Source organism: Azospirillum cavernae, from assembly GCF_003590795.1.
GTDB classification, from domain to species: Bacteria; Pseudomonadota; Alphaproteobacteria; order Azospirillales; family Azospirillaceae; genus Azospirillum; species Azospirillum cavernae.
This window is the reverse complement of record NZ_QYUL01000001.1, coordinates 120,860-142,794: the sequence shown is the minus strand read 5'-3', so window position 1 is coordinate 142,794 and position 21,935 is coordinate 120,860. Positions and strand designations below refer to the sequence as shown.

The 21,935-nt window shown below is 66.1% G+C and carries 22 protein-coding genes and 2 tRNA genes; 12 read left to right on the top strand and 12 right to left on the bottom strand.

What is annotated here, in order from left to right:
- The 4 genes from D3877_RS00670 to D3877_RS00655 form a co-directional block, all read right to left on the bottom strand.
- Positions 1-462, bottom strand: coding sequence for a hypothetical protein (locus D3877_RS00670; protein ID WP_147395067.1), 462 nt, complete (start codon positions 460-462; stop codon positions 1-3).
- Positions 463-571: 109 nt separating this feature from the next.
- Positions 572-904 (bottom strand): hypothetical protein, encoded by a 333-nt coding sequence (locus D3877_RS00665; RefSeq protein ID WP_238474657.1) that lies wholly within the window; start codon positions 902-904, stop codon positions 572-574.
- A gap of 10 nt (positions 905-914) precedes the next feature.
- Positions 915-2,225 carry a flagellar hook protein FlgE gene (gene flgE / locus D3877_RS00660; RefSeq protein WP_119828886.1) on the bottom strand — a complete coding sequence of 437 codons (1,311 nt, stop codon included), beginning with the start codon at positions 2,223-2,225 and terminating at the stop codon, positions 915-917.
- A 61-nt stretch (positions 2,226-2,286) separates the two neighbouring features.
- Positions 2,287-2,958 (bottom strand): flagellar hook assembly protein FlgD, encoded by a 672-nt coding sequence (locus tag D3877_RS00655; RefSeq protein ID WP_119828885.1) that lies wholly within the window; start codon positions 2,956-2,958, stop codon positions 2,287-2,289.
- Positions 2,959-3,260: 302 nt separating this feature from the next.
- Here D3877_RS00655 and D3877_RS00650 point away from each other — a divergent pair, with 302 nt between their 5' ends.
- Positions 3,261-3,623: a DUF1304 domain-containing protein gene (locus D3877_RS00650; protein ID WP_119828884.1), complete on the top strand. Its 363-nt coding sequence runs from the start codon at positions 3,261-3,263 to the stop codon at positions 3,621-3,623.
- Between the two features lie 36 nt (positions 3,624-3,659).
- Here the strand turns inward: D3877_RS00650 and D3877_RS00645 are convergent, their stop codons facing one another.
- Together D3877_RS00645 and D3877_RS00640 are read right to left on the bottom strand one after the other, a co-directional pair.
- A complete protein-coding gene (locus D3877_RS00645) occupies positions 3,660-4,376 on the bottom strand; it encodes a hypothetical protein (RefSeq protein WP_119828883.1) in 717 nt (238 codons plus the stop codon).
- A 26-nt stretch (positions 4,377-4,402) separates the two neighbouring features.
- A complete protein-coding gene (locus D3877_RS00640; protein ID WP_119828882.1) occupies positions 4,403-5,335 on the bottom strand; it encodes a DHH family phosphoesterase in 933 nt (310 codons plus the stop codon).
- Positions 5,336-5,592: 257 nt separating this feature from the next.
- Between D3877_RS00640 and D3877_RS00635 the strand changes: the two genes are divergently transcribed.
- Together D3877_RS00635 and D3877_RS00630 are read left to right on the top strand one after the other, a co-directional pair.
- Positions 5,593-5,802, top strand: a complete 210-nt coding sequence (locus D3877_RS00635; RefSeq protein ID WP_238474656.1) for a succinate dehydrogenase assembly factor 4 — start codon at positions 5,593-5,595, stop codon at positions 5,800-5,802.
- Between the two features lie 159 nt (positions 5,803-5,961).
- On the top strand, positions 5,962-6,447 hold the full coding sequence (locus tag D3877_RS00630; RefSeq protein WP_119828881.1) for a thermonuclease family protein: 486 nt from the start codon (positions 5,962-5,964) through the stop codon (positions 6,445-6,447).
- A gap of 82 nt (positions 6,448-6,529) precedes the next feature.
- Here the strand turns inward: D3877_RS00630 and D3877_RS00625 are convergent, their stop codons facing one another.
- Positions 6,530-7,369, bottom strand: coding sequence for a universal stress protein (locus tag D3877_RS00625; protein ID WP_119828880.1), 840 nt, complete (start codon positions 7,367-7,369; stop codon positions 6,530-6,532).
- A 455-nt stretch (positions 7,370-7,824) separates the two neighbouring features.
- Between D3877_RS00625 and D3877_RS00620 the strand changes: the two genes are divergently transcribed.
- Together D3877_RS00620 and D3877_RS00615 are read left to right on the top strand one after the other, a co-directional pair.
- On the top strand, positions 7,825-9,567 hold the full coding sequence (locus tag D3877_RS00620) for a putative bifunctional diguanylate cyclase/phosphodiesterase (RefSeq protein ID WP_119828879.1): 1,743 nt from the start codon (positions 7,825-7,827) through the stop codon (positions 9,565-9,567).
- Between the two features lie 256 nt (positions 9,568-9,823).
- Positions 9,824-10,840 carry a hypothetical protein gene (locus D3877_RS00615; protein ID WP_147395066.1) on the top strand — a complete coding sequence of 339 codons (1,017 nt, stop codon included), beginning with the start codon at positions 9,824-9,826 and terminating at the stop codon, positions 10,838-10,840.
- Between the two features lie 35 nt (positions 10,841-10,875).
- On the opposite strand, the gene D3877_RS00610 is transcribed toward D3877_RS00615, so the two are convergent.
- Both D3877_RS00610 and D3877_RS00605 read right to left on the bottom strand, forming a co-directional pair.
- The gene (locus D3877_RS00610) at positions 10,876-11,511 is read right to left on the bottom strand and encodes a response regulator (protein WP_119828877.1); all 636 of its coding nucleotides are present in this window, start codon (positions 11,509-11,511) and stop codon (positions 10,876-10,878) included.
- A complete protein-coding gene (locus tag D3877_RS00605; protein WP_119830694.1) occupies positions 11,508-12,869 on the bottom strand; it encodes an ATP-binding protein in 1,362 nt (453 codons plus the stop codon). The genes D3877_RS00610 and D3877_RS00605 overlap by 4 nt, the downstream gene beginning before the upstream one ends.
- A gap of 518 nt (positions 12,870-13,387) precedes the next feature.
- Between D3877_RS00605 and D3877_RS00600 the strand changes: the two genes are divergently transcribed.
- The 3 genes from D3877_RS00600 to D3877_RS00590 all read left to right on the top strand — a co-directional run bounded on the left by D3877_RS00600 (position 13,388) and on the right by D3877_RS00590 (position 16,152).
- Positions 13,388-15,277: a methanol/ethanol family PQQ-dependent dehydrogenase gene (locus tag D3877_RS00600; protein WP_119828876.1), complete on the top strand. Its 1,890-nt coding sequence runs from the start codon at positions 13,388-13,390 to the stop codon at positions 15,275-15,277.
- An 84-nt stretch (positions 15,278-15,361) separates the two neighbouring features.
- Positions 15,362-15,985: a pentapeptide repeat-containing protein gene (locus D3877_RS00595; protein ID WP_119828875.1), complete on the top strand. Its 624-nt coding sequence runs from the start codon at positions 15,362-15,364 to the stop codon at positions 15,983-15,985.
- A 92-nt stretch (positions 15,986-16,077) separates the two neighbouring features.
- Positions 16,078-16,152 (top strand) — tRNA-Gly (locus D3877_RS00590).
- 37 nt (positions 16,153-16,189) lie between these two features.
- Here D3877_RS00590 and D3877_RS00585 read toward each other — a convergent pair.
- On the bottom strand, positions 16,190-16,405 hold the full coding sequence (locus D3877_RS00585) for a type 2 periplasmic-binding domain-containing protein (RefSeq protein WP_199720663.1): 216 nt from the start codon (positions 16,403-16,405) through the stop codon (positions 16,190-16,192).
- Positions 16,406-16,428: 23 nt separating this feature from the next.
- Here D3877_RS00585 and D3877_RS00580 point away from each other — a divergent pair.
- A tRNA-Gly gene (locus D3877_RS00580) sits at positions 16,429-16,503 on the top strand.
- 91 nt (positions 16,504-16,594) lie between these two features.
- Here D3877_RS00580 and D3877_RS00575 read toward each other — a convergent pair.
- Entirely contained in the window at positions 16,595-18,307 is a 1,713-nt protein-coding gene (locus D3877_RS00575; RefSeq protein ID WP_119828874.1) for a methyl-accepting chemotaxis protein, read from the bottom strand.
- 203 nt (positions 18,308-18,510) lie between these two features.
- Between D3877_RS00575 and D3877_RS00570 the strand changes: the two genes are divergently transcribed.
- Positions 18,511-18,807 (top strand): YciI family protein, encoded by a 297-nt coding sequence (locus tag D3877_RS00570; protein ID WP_119828873.1) that lies wholly within the window; start codon positions 18,511-18,513, stop codon positions 18,805-18,807.
- 17 nt (positions 18,808-18,824) lie between these two features.
- The gene (locus D3877_RS00565) at positions 18,825-19,238 is read left to right on the top strand and encodes an EVE domain-containing protein (RefSeq protein WP_119828872.1); all 414 of its coding nucleotides are present in this window, start codon (positions 18,825-18,827) and stop codon (positions 19,236-19,238) included.
- Between the two features lie 43 nt (positions 19,239-19,281).
- On the opposite strand, the gene D3877_RS00560 is transcribed toward D3877_RS00565, so the two are convergent.
- Positions 19,282-19,542, bottom strand: a complete 261-nt coding sequence (locus D3877_RS00560) for a hypothetical protein (protein ID WP_119828871.1) — start codon at positions 19,540-19,542, stop codon at positions 19,282-19,284.
- A gap of 376 nt (positions 19,543-19,918) precedes the next feature.
- Here D3877_RS00560 and acs point away from each other — a divergent pair, with 376 nt between their 5' ends.
- Entirely contained in the window at positions 19,919-21,862 is a 1,944-nt protein-coding gene (acs, locus tag D3877_RS00555; RefSeq protein WP_119828870.1) for an acetate--CoA ligase, read from the top strand.
- The last annotated feature ends 73 nt before the right edge of the window (positions 21,863-21,935 follow it).

Here is a 21,935-nt window from a genome sequence, read left to right as displayed (position 1 = left end):
CTAAACGGTCAGGGCCAGCGCGCGCGGGGCCGCCCGGTTTCCCGCCCGCGCGCCATAGCCAACCCCGGCGCCATAGGTCATCGGGGCGGAGGTGGACACGGCTCGCAGGGCGGCGCTGATGGCGGTTTGCCGGGCGCGGTGCGCCTTGATCCGCGCCTCCAACCCGCGCATCTGGGCGCGCATCATCGGCAGCACCTGGGCGGCGGCGGCGCGGGCGGCGAGGCGCACGGCGGGCGGCACCCGCTTGCTGCGCGTCTGCGTCAGCGCGTCGGCCAAACGGCTTTTCCAGGCGGCCAGCAGCGATTGCATGGCCCCCGCCGCCAACACGGCGTCGCGCGCCCGCCCCTCGCGCATCGCCGCGTCCACGACCTCGCTCAACCGCGTCATCTCGGCGGTGAAGCTTTCCAGAACCTCCACCGGGTTGACCCGCAGGGTGATGGTCCCATCTGGCGCGTTGGTCATGGCGGAACTCCCGAAAACGGTTGGAATGAGCGGCTTGAAGCTGGGCGGCTCGAACACTGCGTTGCACGGGCGGCGGCGGATTTCCTGGCGCGCTTTTCGTCGCGCGCGCCTACCGGCGAATGCCGTTGACCCGCCCATAGGCGGAGACGGCGGTGCGCGCCGCGCTGCCGCGCAGAATGGTCCGGCCCAGCGCGGCCTTGGCCGCCTGCAAGCGGTCAATCAGCGTCAACAAATCGTCGGCCAGCGCCAGACGTTGGGCCTGGGACGACGGCCCGGCCAGCGCGCGCCGAACCTCCATCGTGACGCTGCGGTGATCGCGCAACAGCGCGTCCTGTTCGGCGAACAAACGGGCCGCGCCCTCCGCCGCGCCCGCGTCGCCCGTCCCGGAAGACGGCGGCGCGGCGGGACGGCGGCGGCGGGAGCGGCGAAGGGGCTGGCTCATTCCCTCCCCCTCAGCGCTTCATGGCGATGAGCGTGTCGAGCATCTCCTGCGCCGTCGTCACCACCTTGGACGCCGCCGAATAAGCCTGCTGGGCGGTGATCATCCGAGTGAACTCGTCGGTCAACTCGACGGTGGAGCTTTCCAACGACCCGGCTTCGATCGACCCGGCCTTGCCGTCGCCAGCGGTGCGGAGCTGGTAGTTGCCCGACTCATAGGTCTGGGTGAAGGTGCTGCCGGTCTCGCTGTCCAGACCGTCGGCGTTGGCGAAGGTGGCGATGGGAATCTGGTAGATCGCCCGCGTCTCGCCATTGTCGAAGGTGGCGCGGACGATGCCGCTTTCGTCGATGGTGGTGCCGGTCAGGCTGCCGGGCGCGTAGCCGTTCTGGGTTGAGGTCCAATCGCCGATGTCGGGGTCGTCGTCGCCCGAGGCGTATTGCGTCAACCCATCGGTGCCGTCGGCGGTTCCCAGATCCATCGTCACCGCGCTGTCCGACGCCCCGGTGGTCCAACCCGTCACCGAAAAGGAGATCGCCGACGGATCGACCGTCGTCACCGTGCCGCTGCTGTCGGTCTGGGTGGCCGAGGCCAGCGAGCCGTCGGTGTTGAAGCTGACCGTGATCGGAAAGCCGGAAATCGTGCCGGTCGTCACCGTGCTGTCGGAGGATTTCGTCGGGTTGGCGGCGCTGACCGACCAGGTGTTGTCGGCGGTCTTCGTCCAGGTCATCGTGACCGAATTGCTGTTGCCCAGCGCGTCGAACAGTTCGACGTCGGAGGTGAAACTGTCGGTGGCCTCGGCGTCTGACGGCAGATTCGCTTCCAGGCCAAGCGTCGAGGTCGCCTTGGGCGTGCCCTTGATGCTGGTCAGATTGATGGCTTCCAAACTGTCGGTGGAGGTCTTGTTGCTGGCGCTGATCGTGCCGTCGTCGGCCAGCTTCCAGCCTTCCAGGTAATAGCCTTCGGAATTCGTGAGATAGCCCGCCGAATTGGTGGAGAAGGAGCCGTTGCGGGTGAAGGCGACCTCGCCGTTCGACGCCTTGTCCGACACCACGAAAAACCCGTCGCCGTTCACCGCCATGTTGGTGGTGGTGGCGGAGCTTTGGATTTCGCCCTGGCGGCTGACGCTGCGGCTGTTGGTGGCGGTGACGCCGCCCACCTGCTCGTCCACCGTCGAGGTCTTGTTGATGTAGGACGTGAAGTTGGTGACGGTGCCCTTGAAGCCGGTGGTGCTGGAGTTGGCGATGTTGCTGGAGATGGAGGCGAGCGCCTTGCTTTGGGCGGTCAAGCCGGACGTGGCGCTGTACATCGCGCTGGTGATGCTCATGGCGGCACCTGTTGCAAACGGGGAAAAGGGGGAAAGCGGGCGCGGCCTTGGCCGCGTCGCGTCAGGAAATCGCCAGCACGTCGTCCGCCGACACGCTGACCCCGCCGACGCTGAGCGTCGCGGTCCCGGACGAGCTGTCCACGCCGGTCACGGTCCCCTTGAAGCGGGTGGTGGTGGTGACGGTGGCGCCGCTGGAATTCACCGCCGAAATCGACAGGGTGTAATTGCCGCTGCTGTGGGTCGTTCCATCCGCGTCGGTCCCGTCCCAAGTGAATTCATGGGTGCCGGAGGCGGTCTCGCCCTTTTCGCTGTACACGGTGGCGCCGGACGAATCCTTGACCGTCAGCGTCACCTTGGACGCGGTGGAATCCAGGTCGTATTCCCACGACGCGGCGCCGTCCTGAAGGGCCGTGGTGGAGCCTTCGGCCTCCACCGTTTTCCCCAGATAGCCAATGGCGTTCGTGCCGGTGCCCAACGCCGAAATCGAGCTGTTCAGCGTGTCCAGCTTCTCGCCGTTCGACACCTGCTGTTCCAGCGAGGCCAGTTGCACCAGTTGCGAGGTGTATTCGCTGGTGTCCACCGGATCGGTCGGATCCTGAACCTCCAACTGCTTCAGCAGCAGCGTCAGAAAGGATTGGTAATTGTTGACCAGCGAGGCCGACGAGCTGCTCGACGACGAGGTCGTCGTCGTGGCCGTGGTTGAACTGGTGGACGAGAGCGCAGACACCGACATCGCCAACTCCACTCAAAGCGCGGCCCGTTCGCGGACTCCGGGCGGGAGACCACGGCGGCAAGGCCGGTGTTGATCGGGGGAGGGCCGCGCATCCGCGCCGCCCGGTTCGTTCTGAAGCTATCCACGGGGCGACACGGGAAAGCTGGCGGGGTTTTTTACGATCGCCCGCGTTTTTTCATCCGGACGTCGAAAGGTTCGATTGTTTCCCGCGTGACACGCTCGCGGATTGCGGGTCAGATGCTTTGATCGTTTGGCAAATTGTACGACCCGCCCTGCAAGACGGCGGCGACAGGAGGATGAGGATGGGGTTTGTCGCGACGGTTCTGGCGGCGCTGGTGGCGCTTCTGCACGTCTGGTTCATGATTTTGGAAATGGTCCTGTGGACCAAGCCCATCGGCCTGAAGACCTTCCGCCAATCGGCGGACAAGGCGCGGACCACCGCCGTGCTGGCGGCCAACCAGGGGCTTTACAACGGCTTTCTCGCCGCCGGGCTGATCTGGGGGCTGATCCACCCCGATCCCGCCGTCGCCTTTCAGATCAAAAGCTTTTTCCTGGCCTGCGTCGTCGTCGCGGGGGCCTATGGCGCGTGGTCGGTCAACCGCAAGATCCTGGTGATCCAGGGCTTGCCCGCCGCCCTGGCCCTGGCGGCGCTCTGGTTGTCGTGATTGGTCATTAAAGGAACGTGGCGGGGGAGCGCGGCGTCAGACCGCGACCTCATCCCGCCACGGCCCGACATCCTCGACGATGAAAAATGGACCGCGCCGGTCCTGCTCCTGGCGCAGGATGAAGCGGTTGCTTCCCCCCGCCTTGACGCTCCACAGCCCGGCGACCGCGACGCCGCCAAGCTCCAGCGGGCGGAAATCCAGCTCCACCGGGATCGGGCTTTCGCCCAACCGTTTCAAGGCGCGGTCGGCGCGCACGCGGTCGCCCGGCGGCAAGCTTTCCACCGCGCGGGCGTCGAAACGGTCGCTTTTGACATAGCGGGTGCCGTGGCCGTGGATCGGGCTGGACGGGCCGCCGGGATCGGCCAGCGCGCGCCGCGCCATCAGACGCCAGCGCGTCCGCGCGCAGACGACCGCCGCCGCGCCATGGGCGACGCGCAGACGCTCCAGCAAGGGCGGAAACAGCGGCAGCAACGCCCGCCGTTTGAAGGCGACGCGCTGCATCACCGCGTGGACGGCGTCATCCGCCGTCGCCGCCGCGTCGGGCAGGATCGCGGTTTCCGCGCGCAGCAGCGGCGCGACCCGCGCCGGATCGCCGCCGCGCTCCGCCTCCTGAACGCGGATGCGGAACTGGTCGAGCGCCTCGTCCACCCGCGTCAACGCCGCGTCGATCACCAACGCGGCGGCGTCCGGCGGGGTTTCGACCGACAGCGCGTCAAGCCACGCGTCGGCGAACAGGCGATGGGTCGTCACCATGACGGCACAGATGGCTCAGAACGAGTTCAGCCATCCGCCTGCATGCGGCCAACAATCGCTTCCAGCGCGTCCGCCGCCTGATCGTTGGGAACCTGGCAGGTGCCCGCCGCCTGATGGCCGCCGCCGCCATATTCCAGCATCAAGGGGCCAATGTCGGTCTTGGAGCTGCGGTTGATGATCGACTTGCCGCAGGCCAACACGGTGTTCTGCTGCTTCAGGCCCCACAGCACATGGATCGACACGTTGGTGTCGGGATACAGCGCGTAGATCATGAAGCGGTTGCCGGCGTAGATCGTCTCTTCGTTGCGCAGATCCAGCACCACGACGTTGCCGCGCAGGGTCGAGCAACGCTTGAGCTGATCCACGAATTTCTCGGCGTGCTGGGTGTAGAGGTCCACCCGCTCGCGCACATCCGGCAGATCGAGGATCTGGGCGATGGAGTGCGACCGGCAATAATCGATGAGGTCCATCATCAACTGATAGTTCGACACCCGGAACTCGCGGAAACGCCCCAGCCCGGTGCGCGCGTCCATGATGAAGTTCAGCAGCGTCCAGCCGGTGGGGGTGAGGATGTCGTCCTTGTCGTAACGGGCCGAATCGGCCTGATCGACGGCGACCATCATCTCGTCGGAAATGGTCGTGAAACGGTCCTTGCCGCCATAATAATTGTAAACGACGCGCGCCGCCGACGGGGCCGACGGATCGATCACGTAATTCGGCTTTTCGCCGACGCGAATGGTTTCCGACAAATGATGGTCGAAGACCAGATGCGCGCCGTCCACATAAGGCAGGTTGGTCGTGATGTCGCGGTCGGTGATCTCGATCTTGCCGTCCTGCATGTCCTTGGGGTGGACGAACTTGATCTCGTCCAGAATGCCAAGCTCTTTCAGGAGCACGGCGCAGACCAGCCCGTCGAAGTCGGAACGGGTGACAAGGCGGTATTTCGCGACGTCGGACATGCGGACTTCCCTTGGCGACCGTGATGATGAAACGCTCGCGGCAGGGTAGTCGCGGCCCTGCCGTCGCGCAATCCTTTAACCATGCTCCTATAGACCGGAAGGCCGACCCGAGTCCGCCCATGGAACGCCCCGCGCCTGTGCGTCCTATGGCCGCCCCCAAAACCGCGCGACGGTGGGATGTGTTCTTCATCCGGGACTTTCCAGCGCCTTTGGCCGATGATGCGGCGACCGCAACGCCCACCATGATGATGGTTGCCATGACCGACACGCCCACCCCCGACCACGCGCCCCTCCCCGCCGACCAGACGGCGCCCGTCGCACCGACGCCGGACGCCGCTGACGCCACCGCCAACGAAAGCGGAGCCAAAGGGCCGACGCAGAAGCCGGGCGAGATCGGTGGCCCGAAGGGACCGGAGCCAACCCGCTACGGCGATTGGGAGATCAAGGGCCGCTGCTCCGATTTCTAAACTCTTTGAGGACTTTTTGCCTCATATGCGGCCATAACCTGAATTCATACATTCGTATTCAGGAGTAAAAGCCTATTTTTCTTGCCCTTCTGGACAAAGCGGGGTAGCTTTGGCGCTGGAAAACGGACCCGCCGTCCGTTTGGCTCAGGGCGCTTTTCGATGGTTTTCCGTCACCGCTGGATCCCCGCCGTCGCGTCCGTCGCCGCTCTTGTGAGCGTCGGCGCGGCGCTGCTGGGCGCGGCCCCCGTGACGGGCGCCCCCGCCACCCTGCCCGGCCCAATCCCGGCGGAGGTGGTGGAGGTGATTGACGGCGACACGCTGAGCGTCCGCGCCATCATCTGGCTCGGCCAGTCGGTGGAAACCAACATCCGTTTGGCCGGGGTGGACGCGCCGGAATTGCACGCGCATTGCCCGCAGGAAAAGGCGATGGCCGAATCGGCGCGCGACGCGGCGCGGCGTTTGGTTGGCGTCGGCATGGTCCAGTTGATGGACGTTCAGCCCGACAAATACGGCGGGCGGGTCCGCGCCCGCGTGCGGATCACCAGCGGCGATGATCTGAGCGAGGCTCTGTTGAAAACCGGGCTGGTCCGCCCCTATCACGGCGAACGGCGGCAATCCTGGTGCGAGGCCGTCAACCCGAGCTGATGGTCCCCGGCTTGCCTCTCACCAACGCCGCCGAACCAGCCCCGATGGGGGCCGATCCGGCGGCGACGGCGACCATGTCCGGTCAGTGGCTCATCAGCACGGGCACGGTCATGTGGTGGAGCATAAAGCGGGTCATCCCGCCCAGCACCAACTCCCGCAGGCGCGAGCGGCCATAGGCCCCCATCACCAACAGATCGCAGCCCTCGTCGGCGGCGGTGTTCAGCAGGGTGTCGCCCGGTTCCACCACGTCGGTGGCGACGTGGGTCGCCTCCACCTTGCAGCCATGGTGCGACAGGTGGCGGGCGATGTCGGCGCACGGCTCGTCGCCCAGACCGCGCGGGCCGGGTTTCGGGTTGGCGGCCATCACCACGACGCGCTTGGCGCGGGTCAGCAGCGGCATGGCGTCGCCGATGGCGCGCGCCGCCTCGCGGCTGCCGTTCCAACCCACCAACACCCGCTCGCCAATGCTGGAGAAGCGCCCGGCGTAGGGAACCACCAGCAACGGACGACCGCTCTCGAACAGCAGATCCGCCGGTTGGGCGATGGGCTGGTCACGGTCGCGGTCGGGATCGGGCTGCCCCACGATGATGAGATCGGCGTAGCGCCCGCGCACGGCGGCGGCGATGGTCGGATCCCCTTCCGCCGACAGCCATTCCGAACGGTCGGTCAGGCCGTGCTGGCGCATGACGTCAGTGAAATGGTTGGCCGCGCGGGCGGTCTGCTCCTGAACGCTCCGGCGCCGGTTGGCGCGCAACTCCTCTGGAATTTCCGCTTCGATGTAGCCGGGCAGCATGATGTCGCTCACGGCGTACAGGCCGGTCAGATGGGCCTCGCTCTGGGCCGCCAAACGGGCGGCGAGATCAAGACGCGCCGCCGAGGCGGCGGTGTCATCGACCAGCACAAGCAGATCCTTGAAAGCCATGGCGCGATTCTCCCCCAGTGTTGTTGATTGGAGGGTGCCGCATGGGCCAACGCCCCCACTTGGGATAGCAGTATAAGCCCACCGAAGGGGTGTGGCGACAGCCCGAATATGGAGCGCAGACATACGAACTTCGCGGACCACAAGCCTCGCCCACCTCCCGCAATTGGGAAGCGGCGCATCCCACATCAACAACCAAAAGGGCGGGCCGACCGATTTCTCGCCGCTGCGGTGAGACAGAACAGAAGAAGTTCATATGGTTTGCCCTGACGCGCCGCAGCAAAACGCAACCCCGACTTGCAAGAATACGCGGGTGTGACGGTTCGGCCTTTCCGTCGCCCAGATGGAAAACCCAAAATGGCGGCGGCGCGCTGCGGCTTTGGTTTTGACGGGCAGGCGACACATCGCGTAAGTGTTGGTGGTCGATTTCCTCGCGGGTCTCTTGATATTCTGGCGCCATGAATCTGGATCCTCACATCACCGCGCTGATCGACGCTTTGTCCGGCACGCCGTCCGGCGCTCCGGGGCTGGACACGCTGCGTCAGATTTTGGACGCCATGCCGGTGATGATCGGGCTGTTCGACCGGGAACGGCGGCACATTTACGCCAACCGGGCCTATCTGGAGGCCATGAGCACGACGCTGGACCGCGTCACCGGCGCCACCATCGGCGATCTTCTGGGGCCGGAAACGCTGCGCAACACGCTGAGCGCGGCCAAACGCGCGTTGGACGGCGAAGCCGTGTCGTCAGAGGGGTGGACCATTCAACCCGACGAGCGGCAGCGCTATTTCCTGCGTCTGCACGCCCCGCACCGCAACCCAAACGGCGCCATCGCCGGGTATTTCGTGGTCATGCAGGACATGACCGAACGGCGGCAGGTCGAGGACGACCTCTTCCGGCTGGCCTATTACGACCCGGTCACGGGGCTGGCCAACCGTTTGATGCTGCTGAAACATCTGACCGATTACCGGGCGATGGGGGAACCCTTCACCCTCGTCATCATGGACATCGACCGCTTCACCGACATCCGCACCAGCTTGGGCCAGGGCTTCGCCAACGAGCTGTTGGACGATCTCGCCCACCGGCTGGGCGCGCAGGGCGCGGCCTTTGACCTGATCGCGCGGGTCAGCGACCACGCCTTCGCCCTGCTGATCGCCGGTCCTTGCGACCGTCCCACCGTCGAAGAGGCGGTGGAGGAGCTGTCCACCATCGTCCGCTCCGCCCGCTCCAACTCCGGCGGCACGGTGTTCTTGTCGGCCAGCATCGGCGTCGCCGTCGCCCTGCCCAGCCACGAACGGCCCGAAGACGTGCTGCGCGACGCCGAAATCGCCACGGGCCGCGCCCGCGAATTGGGCGGCGGTCGGCAATCCTGGTTCGATCCCGCCATGCACGCCCATGTGGTCGAGCGGGTGCGGATGGAGCATGATTTGCGCGGCGCCCTGTCCGGCAAAACCGATCTGTGGGTCGCCTACCAGCCCATCGTCGAGATGGTGACGAGCGGGCTGGCCGGGTTCGAGGCGCTGGTCCGCTGGAACCACCCCGAACGCGGCAACATCCCGCCGGGCGTCTTCATTCCCATCGCCGAGAGCACCGGCCTGGTCGTGACGCTCGGCACCTGGGTGCTGCGCGAGGCCTGCCGCCAGATCGCCATCTGGCAGGACCAGCGCGAGCCGGGATCGGCCCCGCTGTTCATGAGCGTCAACCTGTCCACCCGCCAACTCGCCGACCCGAATTTCGTCGAGGTGGTGCGCGAGGTGCTGCGCGAAACCGGCGTCGAACCGTCCTGGCTGAAGCTGGAATTGACGGAAAGCGCGGTCATGGACAAGGCGGAGCAATCGATCCGCCTGCTTCAGGAGTTGCGCGCGCTGGGCGTCAAGCTGTCCATCGACGATTTCGGCACCGGCTATTCCTCTCTGTCCTATTTGCACAAGCTGCCCATCGACAGTTTGAAGGTGGACCGCTCCTTCGTCTCGGCCATGCACCAGTCGGAGGAAAACCGCGCCATCGTCCGCATCATCATGGATCTGGCGCGCCTGCTGGGCTTCGACGTGATCGCCGAAGGGATCGAGACCAGCGCCGACGCCAATCTGCTGCGCGCGCTGGCCTGCGATTACGGCCAAGGCTACCATTTCGCCCGCCCGCTGCCGCCGGAGGAAGCGGGCAAGCTGGTCGGCGGCCTTCTGTCCTGGCAGACGCCCTAACGACCACCGGCCATCTCGACGAAACGTTGGCATCCGCGCGGTTTTGGCGGCGGCGCCGCACGGGCGCGCTCAACCACCCAGGGCGGCGACACACCGCCGCGCACCTCCCAATTTATGCGGAAGGTCATGGTGGCGATTACCTTTGGGTGATTTGAATGAAGATTTTTACAGCCTTAATATGAACAGACGCCGCGCCACACCCGTCTGTTTTCGGACTCGGCACGGCGGTCGCGCTATTAAAAAATGAAGAGACATCATGACCAGCGTATCGAATCTCTCGTCCACGTCATCGTCGATGATTGATCGTTTCAGCGCGGTTGATCGCGCCGCCACCGTCGCCGCGACAACGGTGGGCAAGACCGGCGGCGGGTATGGGTCGGTCGCCGACAGCGTTTCGCTCAGCCCGCTCGGGAAATCGCTGCACGACGAATCCCTGGTCGTCTTCAACGCCCTGTCTGACAAACAGCGCGGCCAGTTGGTCAGCCTTGTGGACAGCGGCAAGATGACCGGCGAGGAGGTTCACGACGCGCTCAAGCAGCGGCTGAAAGAGGCGCGGTCCAGCGCCTTGAACGCCACGCACCGCATGTTCAGCAAGGACCACGACGATCTTTATCGGAACCCCGGCGCCACCGGCGACGATCTGAACAACGCTCTGGCCGACACGCTGAAGCGCCGCTCGTCCCTCATCGAAAACATGACCGCCGCCACCAACGACGACGAGCGGCAGTCACTGTCCGATGAATTGGCGTCGCGCGGCCTTGGCCCGGACAGAACCGGCCTTCTGGGCAAACAGCGCTATATTATGCCCCAATTCTTCACACCCGATCTGGCCGACTCCCGCATCGCCAGCACCCGAAAGGAAGGGGACGCCGCATACAAGCTGCAATCTCTGGGCTTTGACCTGGACGGCGTCGATCAAGCCCTGCGCTCCATAGGCGAGCAGGACTCCGCCGCCATCCTGTCGGAACGCGCCGGTTTGCCATCGTCACGGGTGGTCGCGCGGGATTCCTCCTTTTCAATGGAAGACGCCGTGATACAGCCGCTGGCGTTTCCCCAATCCAACGGCGGTTCAATCGACGAAAACGGCTTTCTGGCGCGGATGCGCGCCCAGGATCAGTGGCTGGGGAAGACGTCCGATCCGGTGGGGGTTGTCCGCTGGATCGACCCGCCCGCCCGCGCGGCCCTGGCCGACGCCCCGGCCAGCGCCAGCGTTGATGGCGAGGCCGACGCGGCCAAGGTCGCCTTTATCAAGGGCCTCAAACCGCGCTACTGACGCTTTGGACACCGAAGGCTTCAGCGTCGCAGCGTCTACCCCGCCAACCCGGCGTCGATGGCGATGCGGATCAGGGCGCGTGGGCTGTCGGCCCCCAGCTTGTCCTTGATCTGGGTGCCGACGTTGGCCACCGTCTTTTGGCTGACGCCCAGCGTTTCGGCGATGGCCGCCGCCGTCATGCCGCGCCCCAGCAGGCCGAGAATTTCCCGTTCCCGCTGAGTCAGCCGGTCCAACGGATCGGGTCGGGGGGCGTGGGTCATCAGCGCCAGCTCGCGCGCCATGCCATGGTCGAGATGGATTCCCCCGGCCAGCACGCAGGCCACCGCCGTCACCAGCGATTCCGGCGCGTGATTCTTGGTGATGTAGCCCCTGGCCCCGATCTTCAGGGCGCGGGCGGCGATGGCCGGATCCTCGTGCATGCTGAAAATCAGGATGCGCGCCGCCGGATCCTCGGCCAACAGGGTCCGCGCCAACTCCATCCCGCCGCCGCCAGCGCCGGGCAGATTGAGATCCAACACGACGATGTCGGGCCGCTCCGCCCGCCACAGGGCCAGCGCGCCGACCGCGTCCTCCGCCTCCACCACCCGGCCCAGACCGGCGTCGCCCAACAGGCGCTGGCACCCGGCGCGCACGATGGGGTGATCGTCCACCAGCAAAATGCTGTGGGTCATGGCTGCGCCCTTTCCAACCGTTCCGCCAATCGTTCCGGAGCGAGGGCGCTGTCGAGCGGCAACACCGCCTGCACCCGCGTCCCCCCGGCGCCTGACGTTGGGGAGCCAGACGCCGGGGGGCCAGACGCTGGACCAACCGTCAGCCGCCCGCCCAGCGCCTGCACCCGCTCCGCCATGCCCGACAGGCCAAAGCCGCCGCCGGACTCGCCCCCGCGCTCCTCCGACACGCCCGCTCCGTCATCGGCGACGCAGACCACCAGCGCGCCGCCAGCCCGCTCCACCGCCACCGACAGCGCGGTGGGTTGGGCGTGGCGCAGGGCGTTGACCAGCGCCTCCTGAACCAGCCGGTAGAGGGTCAAACGCAGCGCCTCGTCCAACCCGTTGAGATCGGCGGCGTCCGGCGGCAGCGTCAAGCTCCAGCGGATGGCGGGTTGACGGCGCGTCCAGTCGCCGACCAATTCGGCCAGCGCCTCGGTCAAGGGCAGATGGTCGAGCGACACCGGGCGCAGCCGGGTCAGGATGCGGCGGCTCATCCGCTGCACCCCGTCGGCGGTGGCCAGGATGGAGCGCGCCCGCTCCCCGGCGTCGGCCAGCCCGGTGTCCGGCTCGGCGTTTTCGGCCAGCCGGACGATGCCGCCCGCGTCCACCTTGACGCCAAACAGGGCGGCCCCGAGTTCGTCATGGATCTCCCGCGCGATTTCCCGCCGTTCGTCGTCCTGCGCCGTCACCAGTTGGCGGCCCAGCCGCCGGTTCTCGTCCTCCGCCCGTTCCAGGCTGACCGCCAGCGCGGCGACGCCGTCGCCCAGCCGCCGCAACTCCGGCACGCCGCCGCCGTCAAAGCGCAGGTCGAACCCGCCCGACCGCAGCCGCTCCACCCCGCGCTCCAGCGCCGCCAACGGGCGCAACGCGCGGTCCACCGCCAGCGCCGCCGCCGCCAACAGGAGCGCCGTCAGCCCGAGAATGGCGATGGCCAGATCGCTCAGATCCTCCCACACCTCGGCGATTTCGTCCCACGGTTCGGCGATGACGCGCAGGGCGCCGACGCGCTGTTCCTGCGGCTCCACCCCGATCACGGCGACGAACCAATCCGGGGCGTCGCGCTGGGCGCTGCTGTGGTGGGACAAAGGCGCCGCGTCGTTCCAAAAGCGCAGATGGCGCAGCCCCAGCCCGCCCAAAGCCGACGCGTCGCCCGCCACCGCCCCGCTTCCCTGCGCCAGCGCCACCCCCAAAGCGAGGGCGGAGCGCATTTCCGCCCGCACCGCGTCGCGCGCGTTGTCGATCATCACCGCGCCGCCGCCGCCCAGAATCAGCGCGGCGAACAGCCCGAACAGCGCCAGCAAGCGGGTTTTAAGGCTCATGCTCCGCCCTTCATCGCGCGTTCCCACGGTCAACCATCCGCAGTCCTGCGGAATGTTAGCCCACACCGCGATCATCCGGCCATGAGTCCTTGGTCCAATCCCAACGCACGCGCCCGACGTGGCGGCAAAACCGGGAATTTTTCCCGATGCGGCGCGGGACACTATCCCGACGCTCTCAGGAAATCATCATCCGCCGAACGTACCATTGTGCGTCCCTATCATTTCCCCAAGAATGATGAGGTCAAGATGACGAACCGTCAAACCGTGCGGGATTTGATGGCTTCATCGCACACTCATCTTGATCCGTGAAACGGTTTCTACGCCGTTCGAGCGCATCCGCGCATCCGATGCTGTCTTTGCCCCGGCCGATTGCCTCCCGCCGGGGATGAAGACCGCAAACGGATGCGCGGACGCCCGCCGCCCTTGCCGGACGCCAACACGTCAAACACCCGGACTCAAAGCCACAGCCGCCCAATCGCGGCGCGGATGAGTCTCGGCCAACTTTTCGGGGGAAACGCATGACCGCCTGCTCCACCACCGCCGCCCGTCGGCTGCGCCGCTCGCTTGGCGTCAGCCTGTTCGCCATCGCCGCCGGTCTGATCGCCGCGACGACCGTCGCCGCTCCGGCCCTGGCCGCCGACGTCACCTGGACCGACATCGCCAACGACGCGAAAACCAACACCGACGTGCTGATGTACGGCATGGGGATTGAGGGCAAGCGCTTCAGCACCCTGAAGCAGATCGACGAGTCCAGCGTGTCGCGTCTGGTCCCGGCCTGGTCCTTCTCCTTCGGCGACGAAAAGCAGCGCGGGCAGGAAACCCAGGCGCTGGTGCATGACGGCGTCGTCTACGTCACCGCGTCCTATTCGCGGATGTTCGCGCTGGACGCCAAGAGCGGCAAGCGGCTGTGGTCCTACGCCCACCGCCTGCCCGACGACATCCGCCCCTGCTGCGACGTGGTCAACCGGGGCGCCGCCATCTACGGCGACAAGGTGTTCATGGGCACGCTGGACGCGTCCATCGTCGCGCTGAACAAAAACACCGGCAAGGTGGTGTGGAAGCAGAAATTCGCCGATCACAAGGTCGGCTACACGATGACCGGCGCGCCGACCATCGTGAAGGACCAGAAGACCGGCAAGGTTCTGCTGATCCATGGCTCGTCGGGCGACGAGTTTGGCGTGGTCGGGCGGCTCTACGCCCGCGATCCCGACACCGGCGAAGAGGTTTGGATGCGCCCGATGGTCGAAGGCCATATGGGCCGCCTGAACGGCAAGGACAGCACGATCACCGGCAACCCCAACGCCCCGTCCTGGCCGCGCGACAAGGACGGCAAGCTGGTCGAAGCCTGGAGCCATGGCGGCGGCGCGCCCTGGCAGAGCGCGACCTTTGACCTGGAGACCAACACCATCGTCATCGGCACCGGCAACCCGGCCCCGTGGAACGGCTGGGCGCGCTGGCCAGGTGACAGCCTCTACACCTCGGGCCAGGCCTATGTCGATCCGACGACGGGCGATCTGAAGGGCTTCTACCAGCACACCCCCAACGACGCCTGGGACTTCTCCGGCAACAACGAGCTGGTGCTGTTCGATTACACCGACGCGGCGGGCAAGACGATCAAGGCGACCGGCCACGCCGACCGCAACGGCTTCTTCTACGTCACCGACCGCAACAAGCTGGCCAACGCGGGCGGCGAGGCCAACAAGCCGAACAGCGTGCTGGCCGCCTATCCCTTCGTGGACGGCATCACCTGGGCCAAGGGCATCGACCTGAAGACCGGGCGCCCCATCGAGAATGACGGCCAACGCCCGCCCCTGCCGGTCGGCGACGAAAAGCGCGGCAAGGCGGTGGAGGTCTCGCCCCCCTTCCTGGGCGGCAAGAACTGGAACCCGATGTCCTACAGCGAAGACACCAAGCTGTTCTACATCGCCGCCAACCATTGGAAGGAGGATTACTGGACCGAGCATGTCGGCTACAACCCCGGCTCGGCCTATCTCGGCATGGGGTTCCGCATCCACAAGCTGTTCAACGACCATGTCGGCACCCTGCGCGCGCTCGATCCCAAGACCGGCAAGATCGTCTGGGAGCATAAGGAAGAGCTGCCGCTGTGGTCCGGCACGCTGGCGACGGCGGGCAATCTGATCTTCACCGGCACTGGCGACGGCTTCGCCAAGGCGTTCAACGCCAAGACGGGCGAGGAGCTTTGGAAGTTCCAGACCGGCTCCGGCATCATCTCCTCCCCCGTCACCTGGGAACAGGACGGCGTGCAGTATGTCGGCATCACCACCGGCTATGGCGGCGCGGTGCCGCTGTGGGGCGGCGATCTGGCCGATCTGACCACCCGCGTCACCCAGGGCGGTTCCTTCTGGGTGTTCAAGCTGGCCGACGTGAAGGTCTCCAACGCCAAGTGACGCGCTGAAGGCGGGCGGAACGGCGTCTCGTTCCGCCCGCCTGATCCTGTTGCCCGCCTTTTCGATCCATGGGGAGAACCGCCGATGACCGCGACCCTGCGCGCGCTGCTGCTGCTGACCACGCTCGCCCTGCCCGCAACCGGCGCGCTGGCGCTGGCGACCGAACCCGACTCGACCGAGGCCCTGGTCGGCGGTGGGGAGGAGGAGCGCCCGACCGAGGTCGCCGGTTGCAAGCTGGTCGCCAAGACCGTCTGCCCGAACCTCGATCTGCGCCACCGCAATTTGCGCAGCATCAATTTGGGCGGGGCCGATCTGCGCGGGGCCAACCTGATGCGGGCCGATCTGCGCCACGCCGATTTGCGCGGCGCCGACCTGCGCGGCGCCATCCTGGACGGAGCCGATCTGCGCACCGCCTTTCTGCAAGGGGCCAAACTGGACGGAGCGCGGCTGCGCGGGGCCAATCTGGGACTGGCGCGCGCCACCGGCGCCACCATGACCGGCGCCGACCTGACGGCGGCCAATCTGGAAGCCATCAAGGCCGACAAGATCAACCTGTCCGGGGCCAATCTGGAAGGCGCCGACCTGCAAGAGGCCAAGCTCGCCAGTTCCAACCTGTCGAACGCGGTGATGGAGGGAACCAAAATCCGCTTCGCCATCTTCCAAGACGCCCTGATGACCGGCTGCCGGGGCTGCCCGACCGACTGGTGAAACCCGGTTGGAAAAAATACCGACAAACGTGTTTTTTCCTCTTGCCGACCACGGTGTTTTTCCGTAGAAAACCGCTCCCGGACGACGGGAACGCGGGCGTAGCTCAGGGGTAGAGCACAACCTTGCCAAGGTTGGGGTCGAGGGTTCGAATCCCTTCGCCCGCTCCAAACATCTTTCAGGGTGTTTGAGCGGTTAAAGCGGTCCTTAAGGGGCCGCTTTTTTGTTTGCGGCGGCGTCCTGCGCAACGAACAGCCGTTCGCTGAGAAAATCCACAAACACCCGAATTTTTGGCGACAGATGCCGGTTTGATGGCCACAAGACGCGGAATTGAGCCGGACCGTCGATGTGCGCGGCCTCGACCGGAAAAAATGAGCGGCCTCGCATCTTTTCTTTTGCCGAGGTCCGCTTTTTTCCGTACAAAGCCGCTCCCGGACAACGGGAACGCGGGCGTAGCTCAGGGGTAGAGCACAACCTTGCCAAGGTTGGGGTCGAGGGTTCGAATCCCTTCGCCCGCTCCAGTTCTCCGGTGATGAAGCGAAGACCAAGGGCCGAGCGCGCAGCGCTTCGGCCCTTCGCTTTTCTGGGCTTGCCTCCGGCACGCCCCTCCTGTCACTCCGGCAGGCTGCCGGACAGTTCGGTCAGCAAGCGCAGAACCTCCAGCGACGCCGCGTTCAGCTTGCGCAGCTCCTCCAACGCCTCGGCCTCCTGGCCCGCCGCGTGGCAGCGCAGGGCGGCTTTGCCGTGATCGTGGACCAGACGGTGCGGGGCCTCCATCGCCTTGTAAGCCGGGTTGGCGCGGATGGCCTTGTCCGCCACCGACTCGTACCATTTACCCAAGCGACAGCCATGATGATCGCTCAAGCCGTCGGCGGTCAGCGCGCTGCGGCCCATCAGCGTGTCGACGATTCGCTTCTTGAACACGATGTGGTCCATCTTGGCGATCTCGCACAACGCGCGCGGGGTTTTCAGCGCCGCCATCTGCTCAACCCGCTGAGCCACCGCGCCGTTGGACGTGTTGACCGATTGGATGACCGCGCCGATCAGATCGTCGTTGTGCGCGGCCATCGCCGCGACCCGGTCGATGCCCTGCGAGATGCGCGACGAGCTTTCCGATTGCGAGCCGAGGATCTGGGCGATCTCGTGCATGCGGCTGCCGACGTTGCCGACCTGCTCGGCCACCACGGTCATTTCATTGCCGGTGGCGGCGATCACCTCTTGGCCCTGGGCGACGGCGGCGCCGTTCTGCCGCATCGCCTCGACGATGCTGGCCATTTCGCCGCGCAGGGCGTCGATGCGGCCCCGGATGTCTTCGGTGGCCCGCGCGGTCTGGTTGGCCAGAACCTTCACCTCGTTGGCGACGACGGCGAAGCCCTTGCCCGATTCCCCGGCCCGCGCCGCCTCGATGGTGGCGTTCAGGGCCAACAGGTTGGTCTGTTTGGAAATGGCGTCGATGGAGACCAGAATCTCGCCGATCCGGTCGGACGCGGCGGCCAGATCGTCGATTTTGTGAACGGTGGACTCCACCGCGCTGGCGATGCCGCGCATCGTGCTGACCGCGCCGGTGGCGGCGGTCATGGCTCGGCGCACCGCCTCGCCCGCGATGCGGGCGTCGTCCGACGCGCGTTCGCTGTTGCGGGCGATGGCGTCCACCGAGGCGACCAGACCGCTGGCGGCCCCGGCGATGTCCTGGCCCTGCTGGCGCACCACGCGGGAATCGCGGCCCAATTCGGCCAGCGTCACCATCGCCTCGTTGGAATCGATGGCGAAGCGGACAAGGCTGGACAGATTCTCGCCCATGTCGCGGTTGAGCTGTTCAGTGCGGCTGCGCAGGTCATGCGCGTCCTCATAGGCCGACAGGGTGCGTTCCAGATCGCGGGCGACCAGCCGCGTCAACGCCGCCGCCACGCCCGGCGCCGGACGCCCGAACAGCCCGCGCCCGGCCTGCTCGGCGGTTTCGATCAAGCGGGCCAGCATGAACATGTAGGCCGACACATAGGCGTGCGGCGGCAGGCCGATGCGGGCGTGCGCCATGCCGACGGCGCGGGTGCGGGCGTGGGCCGCCGCGTCGTCGCTCTGGTCGCGGTCGGCGCCGCTCAACAAATTGGCCCAATGAGTCTTTTGCTGGGCCTTCAGGCGGGTGAGTTGCGAGTCGTCGCCGATAAAACGCCACAGCGTCGGGTTGGCGCGGATGAAACCGTAAAAATCCTCCACCAAACCGTCCAACCGGCTGGTCAACAGCGGCGCGACAGCCCGCAACACCGCCCGATCACGGTCGCCAAGCGTGGTGGTGGTCGGAACGGCGGTGTCGGCGACGGCGGCCATCGGGAAACTCCTGATCGTGGGGCGGGTTGTTTTTGGAACGCGGGATTGTTCGATTGTACAGAAAATTTTGCTAAAACAATCGCGCGCGCACAACCACACAAACGCACAACCATCCAGGCCGGGACGATGCGTCGCACCCCGGCCTTCCCCAACGCGGCGGCCTGCGCTACGCTCCGGCCCACCGAACGGGAGGAGTGATTCCAATGCTGTACATGTTCCATTGCACCGACAAGGCCGGGGCCGCCGAGATCCGCACGGCCAACCGCGCCGAGCATCTGGCCTATCTGGAGTCCCACACAGACCGTCTGTTCGCCGCCGGTCCGCTGCTGTCGGAGCCGGATTCCGCCGGAAACCAGGGCATGGTCGGCAGCCTGCTGATCGTCGAATGCGCCGACGCCGCCGAGGCGCAGAGCTTCGCCGCGAACGACCCCTACGCCAAGGCGGGCCTGTTCGACAGCGTGGCGATCCGGCCCTGGCGCCGCGTTTTCCCCAAGGCCTGAGCGGGAGCGGCGGGACCATGGCCTATTGGCTGCTGAAATCGGAACCCTTCAAATATTCCTGGGACCGCATGCTGGCCGACGGGCGCACCCATTGGGACGGCGTGCGCAACCATCAGGCGTCGAACAACCTGAAGGCCATGCAGGTCGGCGACCGCGCCTTTTTCTACCATTCCAACGAAGGCTTGGCGGTGGTCGGCGTGGTGGAGATCGCCCGGACCTATTACCCCGACCCCAGCGATCCGGCGGGCCGTTTCGGCATGGTGGACGTCCAGCCGGTCAAGCCGGTGGTCACGCCGGTGACGCTGAAGCAGATGAAGGCCGATCCGGAGTTGCAGGGCATGGCCCTGGTCCGCCAATCGCGCCTGTCGGTTTGCCCGGTGTCGGACGCGGAATGGGCGCATGTCTGCGCCCTGGCGGGGATCGAGGCGTAAGGACAGCCGTCAAAACGGAAAGCGGGTCAAGAACGCGGCGGCGTCATTCCGCCGCTTCACCCGCCGGTTCACGGGCGGCGGCCTGGAAATCGCGGGTCGCCTGGAGCATTCGGCGGGCGAGTTCCCGCACCTCTTGCGCGGCGGCGGCGTTTGACAGGCCGGTCGGGCCGGTCGCGTTGTCGCCGGGCAGCAGGCGCAAGGTGGAATCAATGACCATCAGGCTGGTGCGATCACCAATCTGCGTCAGCCGGGTGGCGATGTCGACGGCGTCGGCCTTGTCATCCGCGCTGGTGGTGCTGGTCATCCTGAATCCTTGCCCCCCGATGGTCCTGCCACAGCCGATGAGGGTAGAGGCTCCGGGTTAAAGCCCCGTTAAGCAAAGCCGAATCATGGCGCGTCGGGCGGACAAATCGCGGCATAGCGCCACACTGACCAATAGGTCAAGTCGTGTTGACCAAATGGCCCGGCACGGGCGATAAGCTCCGAATTTCTGCGGAATAATAAGTCTCGCGCGGCAAACAACGCGACACAATCCTCCTTTGGTCGGGGGTGGCGACGGGCCGTTCTGCTTGTTCGCACTGCAACTTGTGTGGATAATGCGCCCCAATACGGGCGGCGGCCCGCCGCCCTCCAAACATCTTCCGAGTCAACGCGGAAGCAAACGGGGGAATCGCGCAGCTATGACCAGCGACAACAGCTTCTTTCCGGTCAAACCCGAGATCGCGGCGGCCGCGCATGTGAACGCGGAAGCCTACGCTCGCATGTACGAGCAGTCGGTCCAGGATCCCGAAGCCTTTTGGGGCGAGCAGGGCAAGCGCCTGGATTGGATCAAGCCCTACAGCAAGGTGAAGGACGTCGATTTCACCGGCGATGTTCACATTCGCTGGTTCTACGACGGCACGCTGAACGTGTCGGCCAACTGCATCGACCGCCACCTCGCCACCCGTGGCGACCAGACGGCGATCCTGTTCGAAGGCGACGACCCCGGCGTTTCCAAGGCGATCACCTACAAGGAACTGCACGAGCAGGTTTGCCGTCTGGCGAACGTCCTGAAGAAGAACGGCGTCAAGAAGGGCGACCGCGTCACCATCTATCTGCCGATGATCCCGGAAGCGGCCTACGCGATGCTCGCTTGCACGCGCATCGGCGCCATCCATTCCATCGTCTTCGGCGGCTTCTCGCCGGACAGCCTGCGCGACCGCATCGTCGATTGCGACAGCCATTTCGTCATCACCTCCGACGAGGGTCTGCGCGGCGGCCGCAAGGTTCCGCTGAAGGCCAACGCCGACAAGGCGGTGGCGAACGCCGCTTGCGTCCGTCACGTCCTGGTCGTCAAGCACACCGGCGGCAAGGTCGAATGGACCGAAGGCCGCGATCTTTGGTATCACGAGGAAGTCGCCTCGGTCTCCGCCGATTGCCCGCCGGAAGAGATGAGCGCGGAAGATCCGCTGTTCATCCTCTACACCTCCGGCTCGACCGGCAAGCCAAAGGGCGTGCTGCACACCACCGGCGGCTATCTGGTCTACGCGTCGATGACGCACGAGTGTGTTTTTGATTACAAGGACGGCGAGGTTTACTGGTGCACCGCCGATGTGGGCTGGGTCACGGGCCACAGCTACATCGTCTATGGCCCGCTGGCCAACGGCGCGACCACGCTGATGTTCGAAGGCATCCCGACCTATCCGGACATTTCGCGCTTCTGGCAGGTCATCGACAAGCACAAGGTCAACATCTTCTACACCGCGCCGACCGCCATCCGTTCGCTGATGCGCGAAGGCGAAGGTCCGGTGAAAAAGACCTCGCGCGCGTCCTTGCGCGTTCTGGGGTCGGTCGGCGAGCCGATCAACCCGGAAGCGTGGCTGTGGTATTACAACGTCGTTGGCGACGCCCGTTGCCCCATCGTCGACACCTGGTGGCAGACGGAAACCGGCGGCATCCTGATCTCCCCGCTGATCGGCGCCATCGGCCAGAAGCCGGGTTCGGCGACCAAGCCCTTCTTCGGCGTCCAGCCCATCGTGGTGGACAATGAGGGCGTGGTGCTGGAAGGCGCGACGGAGGGCAACCTCTGCATCGCCGACGCGTGGCCCGGCATGATGCGCACGGTGTTCGGCGATCACGAGCGCTTCATCCAGACCTACTTCTCGACCTTCACGGGCAAGTATTTCACCGGCGACGGCTGCCGCCGCGACGAGGACGGCTATTACTGGATCACCGGCCGCGTGGACGACGTCATCAACGTGTCCGGCCACCGCATGGGCACCGCCGAGGTCGAAAGCGCGCTGGTCGCCCACCCGAAGGTGGCCGAGGCCGCCGTCGTCGGTTACCCGCACGACCTGAAGGGCCAGGGCATCTACGCCTATGTGACGCTCAACGCTGGTGAAGAGCCGTCGGAAGAGCTGCGCAAGGAGTTGGTGAACTGGGTCCGCAAGGAAATCGGCCCGATCGCCTCGCCGGATCTGATCCAGTGGGCGCCCGGCCTGCCGAAGACCCGTTCGGGCAAGATCATGCGCCGCATCCTGCGCAAGATCGCCGCGAACGAGCATGACGCGCTGGGCGACACCTCGACGCTGGCCGATCCGGGCGTGGTGACGGACCTGATCGACAACCGCATGAACAACGCCTGATCGTTCGTCAGCGGTCGCCGTTGAGGCAAAGAAAAACCGGGGGCCGCGAGGCTCCCGGTTTTTTTGTGGCTGC

What these genes read in the sequence shown, in the direction of transcription:
- D3877_RS00655 (WP_119828885.1), bottom strand. Translation starts at nt 2,958, where the DNA reads ATGTCGGTGTCTGCGCTCTCGTCCACCAGTTCAACCACGGCCACGACG.
- D3877_RS00625 (WP_119828880.1), bottom strand. Translation starts at nt 7,369, where the DNA reads ATGGCTTTCAAGGATCTGCTTGTGCTGGTCGATGACACCGCCGCCTCG.
- D3877_RS00595 (WP_119828875.1), top strand. Translation starts at nt 15,362, where the DNA reads ATGACCGCGACCCTGCGCGCGCTGCTGCTGCTGACCACGCTCGCCCTG.
- D3877_RS00630 (WP_119828881.1), top strand. Translation starts at nt 5,962, where the DNA reads ATGGTTTTCCGTCACCGCTGGATCCCCGCCGTCGCGTCCGTCGCCGCT.
- D3877_RS00620 (WP_119828879.1), top strand. Translation starts at nt 7,825, where the DNA reads ATGAATCTGGATCCTCACATCACCGCGCTGATCGACGCTTTGTCCGGC.
- D3877_RS00650 (WP_119828884.1), top strand. Translation starts at nt 3,261, where the DNA reads ATGGGGTTTGTCGCGACGGTTCTGGCGGCGCTGGTGGCGCTTCTGCAC.
- D3877_RS00560 (WP_119828871.1), bottom strand. Translation starts at nt 19,542, where the DNA reads ATGACCAGCACCACCAGCGCGGATGACAAGGCCGACGCCGTCGACATC.
- D3877_RS00635 (WP_238474656.1), top strand. Translation starts at nt 5,593, where the DNA reads ATGACCGACACGCCCACCCCCGACCACGCGCCCCTCCCCGCCGACCAG.
- flgE (WP_119828886.1), bottom strand. Translation starts at nt 2,225, where the DNA reads ATGAGCATCACCAGCGCGATGTACAGCGCCACGTCCGGCTTGACCGCC.
- D3877_RS00575 (WP_119828874.1), bottom strand. Translation starts at nt 18,307, where the DNA reads ATGGCCGCCGTCGCCGACACCGCCGTTCCGACCACCACCACGCTTGGC.
- D3877_RS00645 (WP_119828883.1), bottom strand. Translation starts at nt 4,376, where the DNA reads ATGGTGACGACCCATCGCCTGTTCGCCGACGCGTGGCTTGACGCGCTG.
- D3877_RS00565 (WP_119828872.1), top strand. Translation starts at nt 18,825, where the DNA reads ATGGCCTATTGGCTGCTGAAATCGGAACCCTTCAAATATTCCTGGGAC.
- D3877_RS00670 (WP_147395067.1), bottom strand. Translation starts at nt 462, where the DNA reads ATGACCAACGCGCCAGATGGGACCATCACCCTGCGGGTCAACCCGGTG.
- D3877_RS00640 (WP_119828882.1), bottom strand. Translation starts at nt 5,335, where the DNA reads ATGTCCGACGTCGCGAAATACCGCCTTGTCACCCGTTCCGACTTCGAC.
- D3877_RS00610 (WP_119828877.1), bottom strand. Translation starts at nt 11,511, where the DNA reads ATGACCCACAGCATTTTGCTGGTGGACGATCACCCCATCGTGCGCGCC.
- D3877_RS00615 (WP_147395066.1), top strand. Translation starts at nt 9,824, where the DNA reads ATGACCAGCGTATCGAATCTCTCGTCCACGTCATCGTCGATGATTGAT.
- D3877_RS00570 (WP_119828873.1), top strand. Translation starts at nt 18,511, where the DNA reads ATGCTGTACATGTTCCATTGCACCGACAAGGCCGGGGCCGCCGAGATC.
- D3877_RS00600 (WP_119828876.1), top strand. Translation starts at nt 13,388, where the DNA reads ATGACCGCCTGCTCCACCACCGCCGCCCGTCGGCTGCGCCGCTCGCTT.
- D3877_RS00665 (WP_238474657.1), bottom strand. Translation starts at nt 904, where the DNA reads ATGAGCCAGCCCCTTCGCCGCTCCCGCCGCCGCCGTCCCGCCGCGCCG.
- D3877_RS00605 (WP_119830694.1), bottom strand. Translation starts at nt 12,869, where the DNA reads ATGAGCCTTAAAACCCGCTTGCTGGCGCTGTTCGGGCTGTTCGCCGCG.
- acs (WP_119828870.1), top strand. Translation starts at nt 19,919, where the DNA reads ATGACCAGCGACAACAGCTTCTTTCCGGTCAAACCCGAGATCGCGGCG.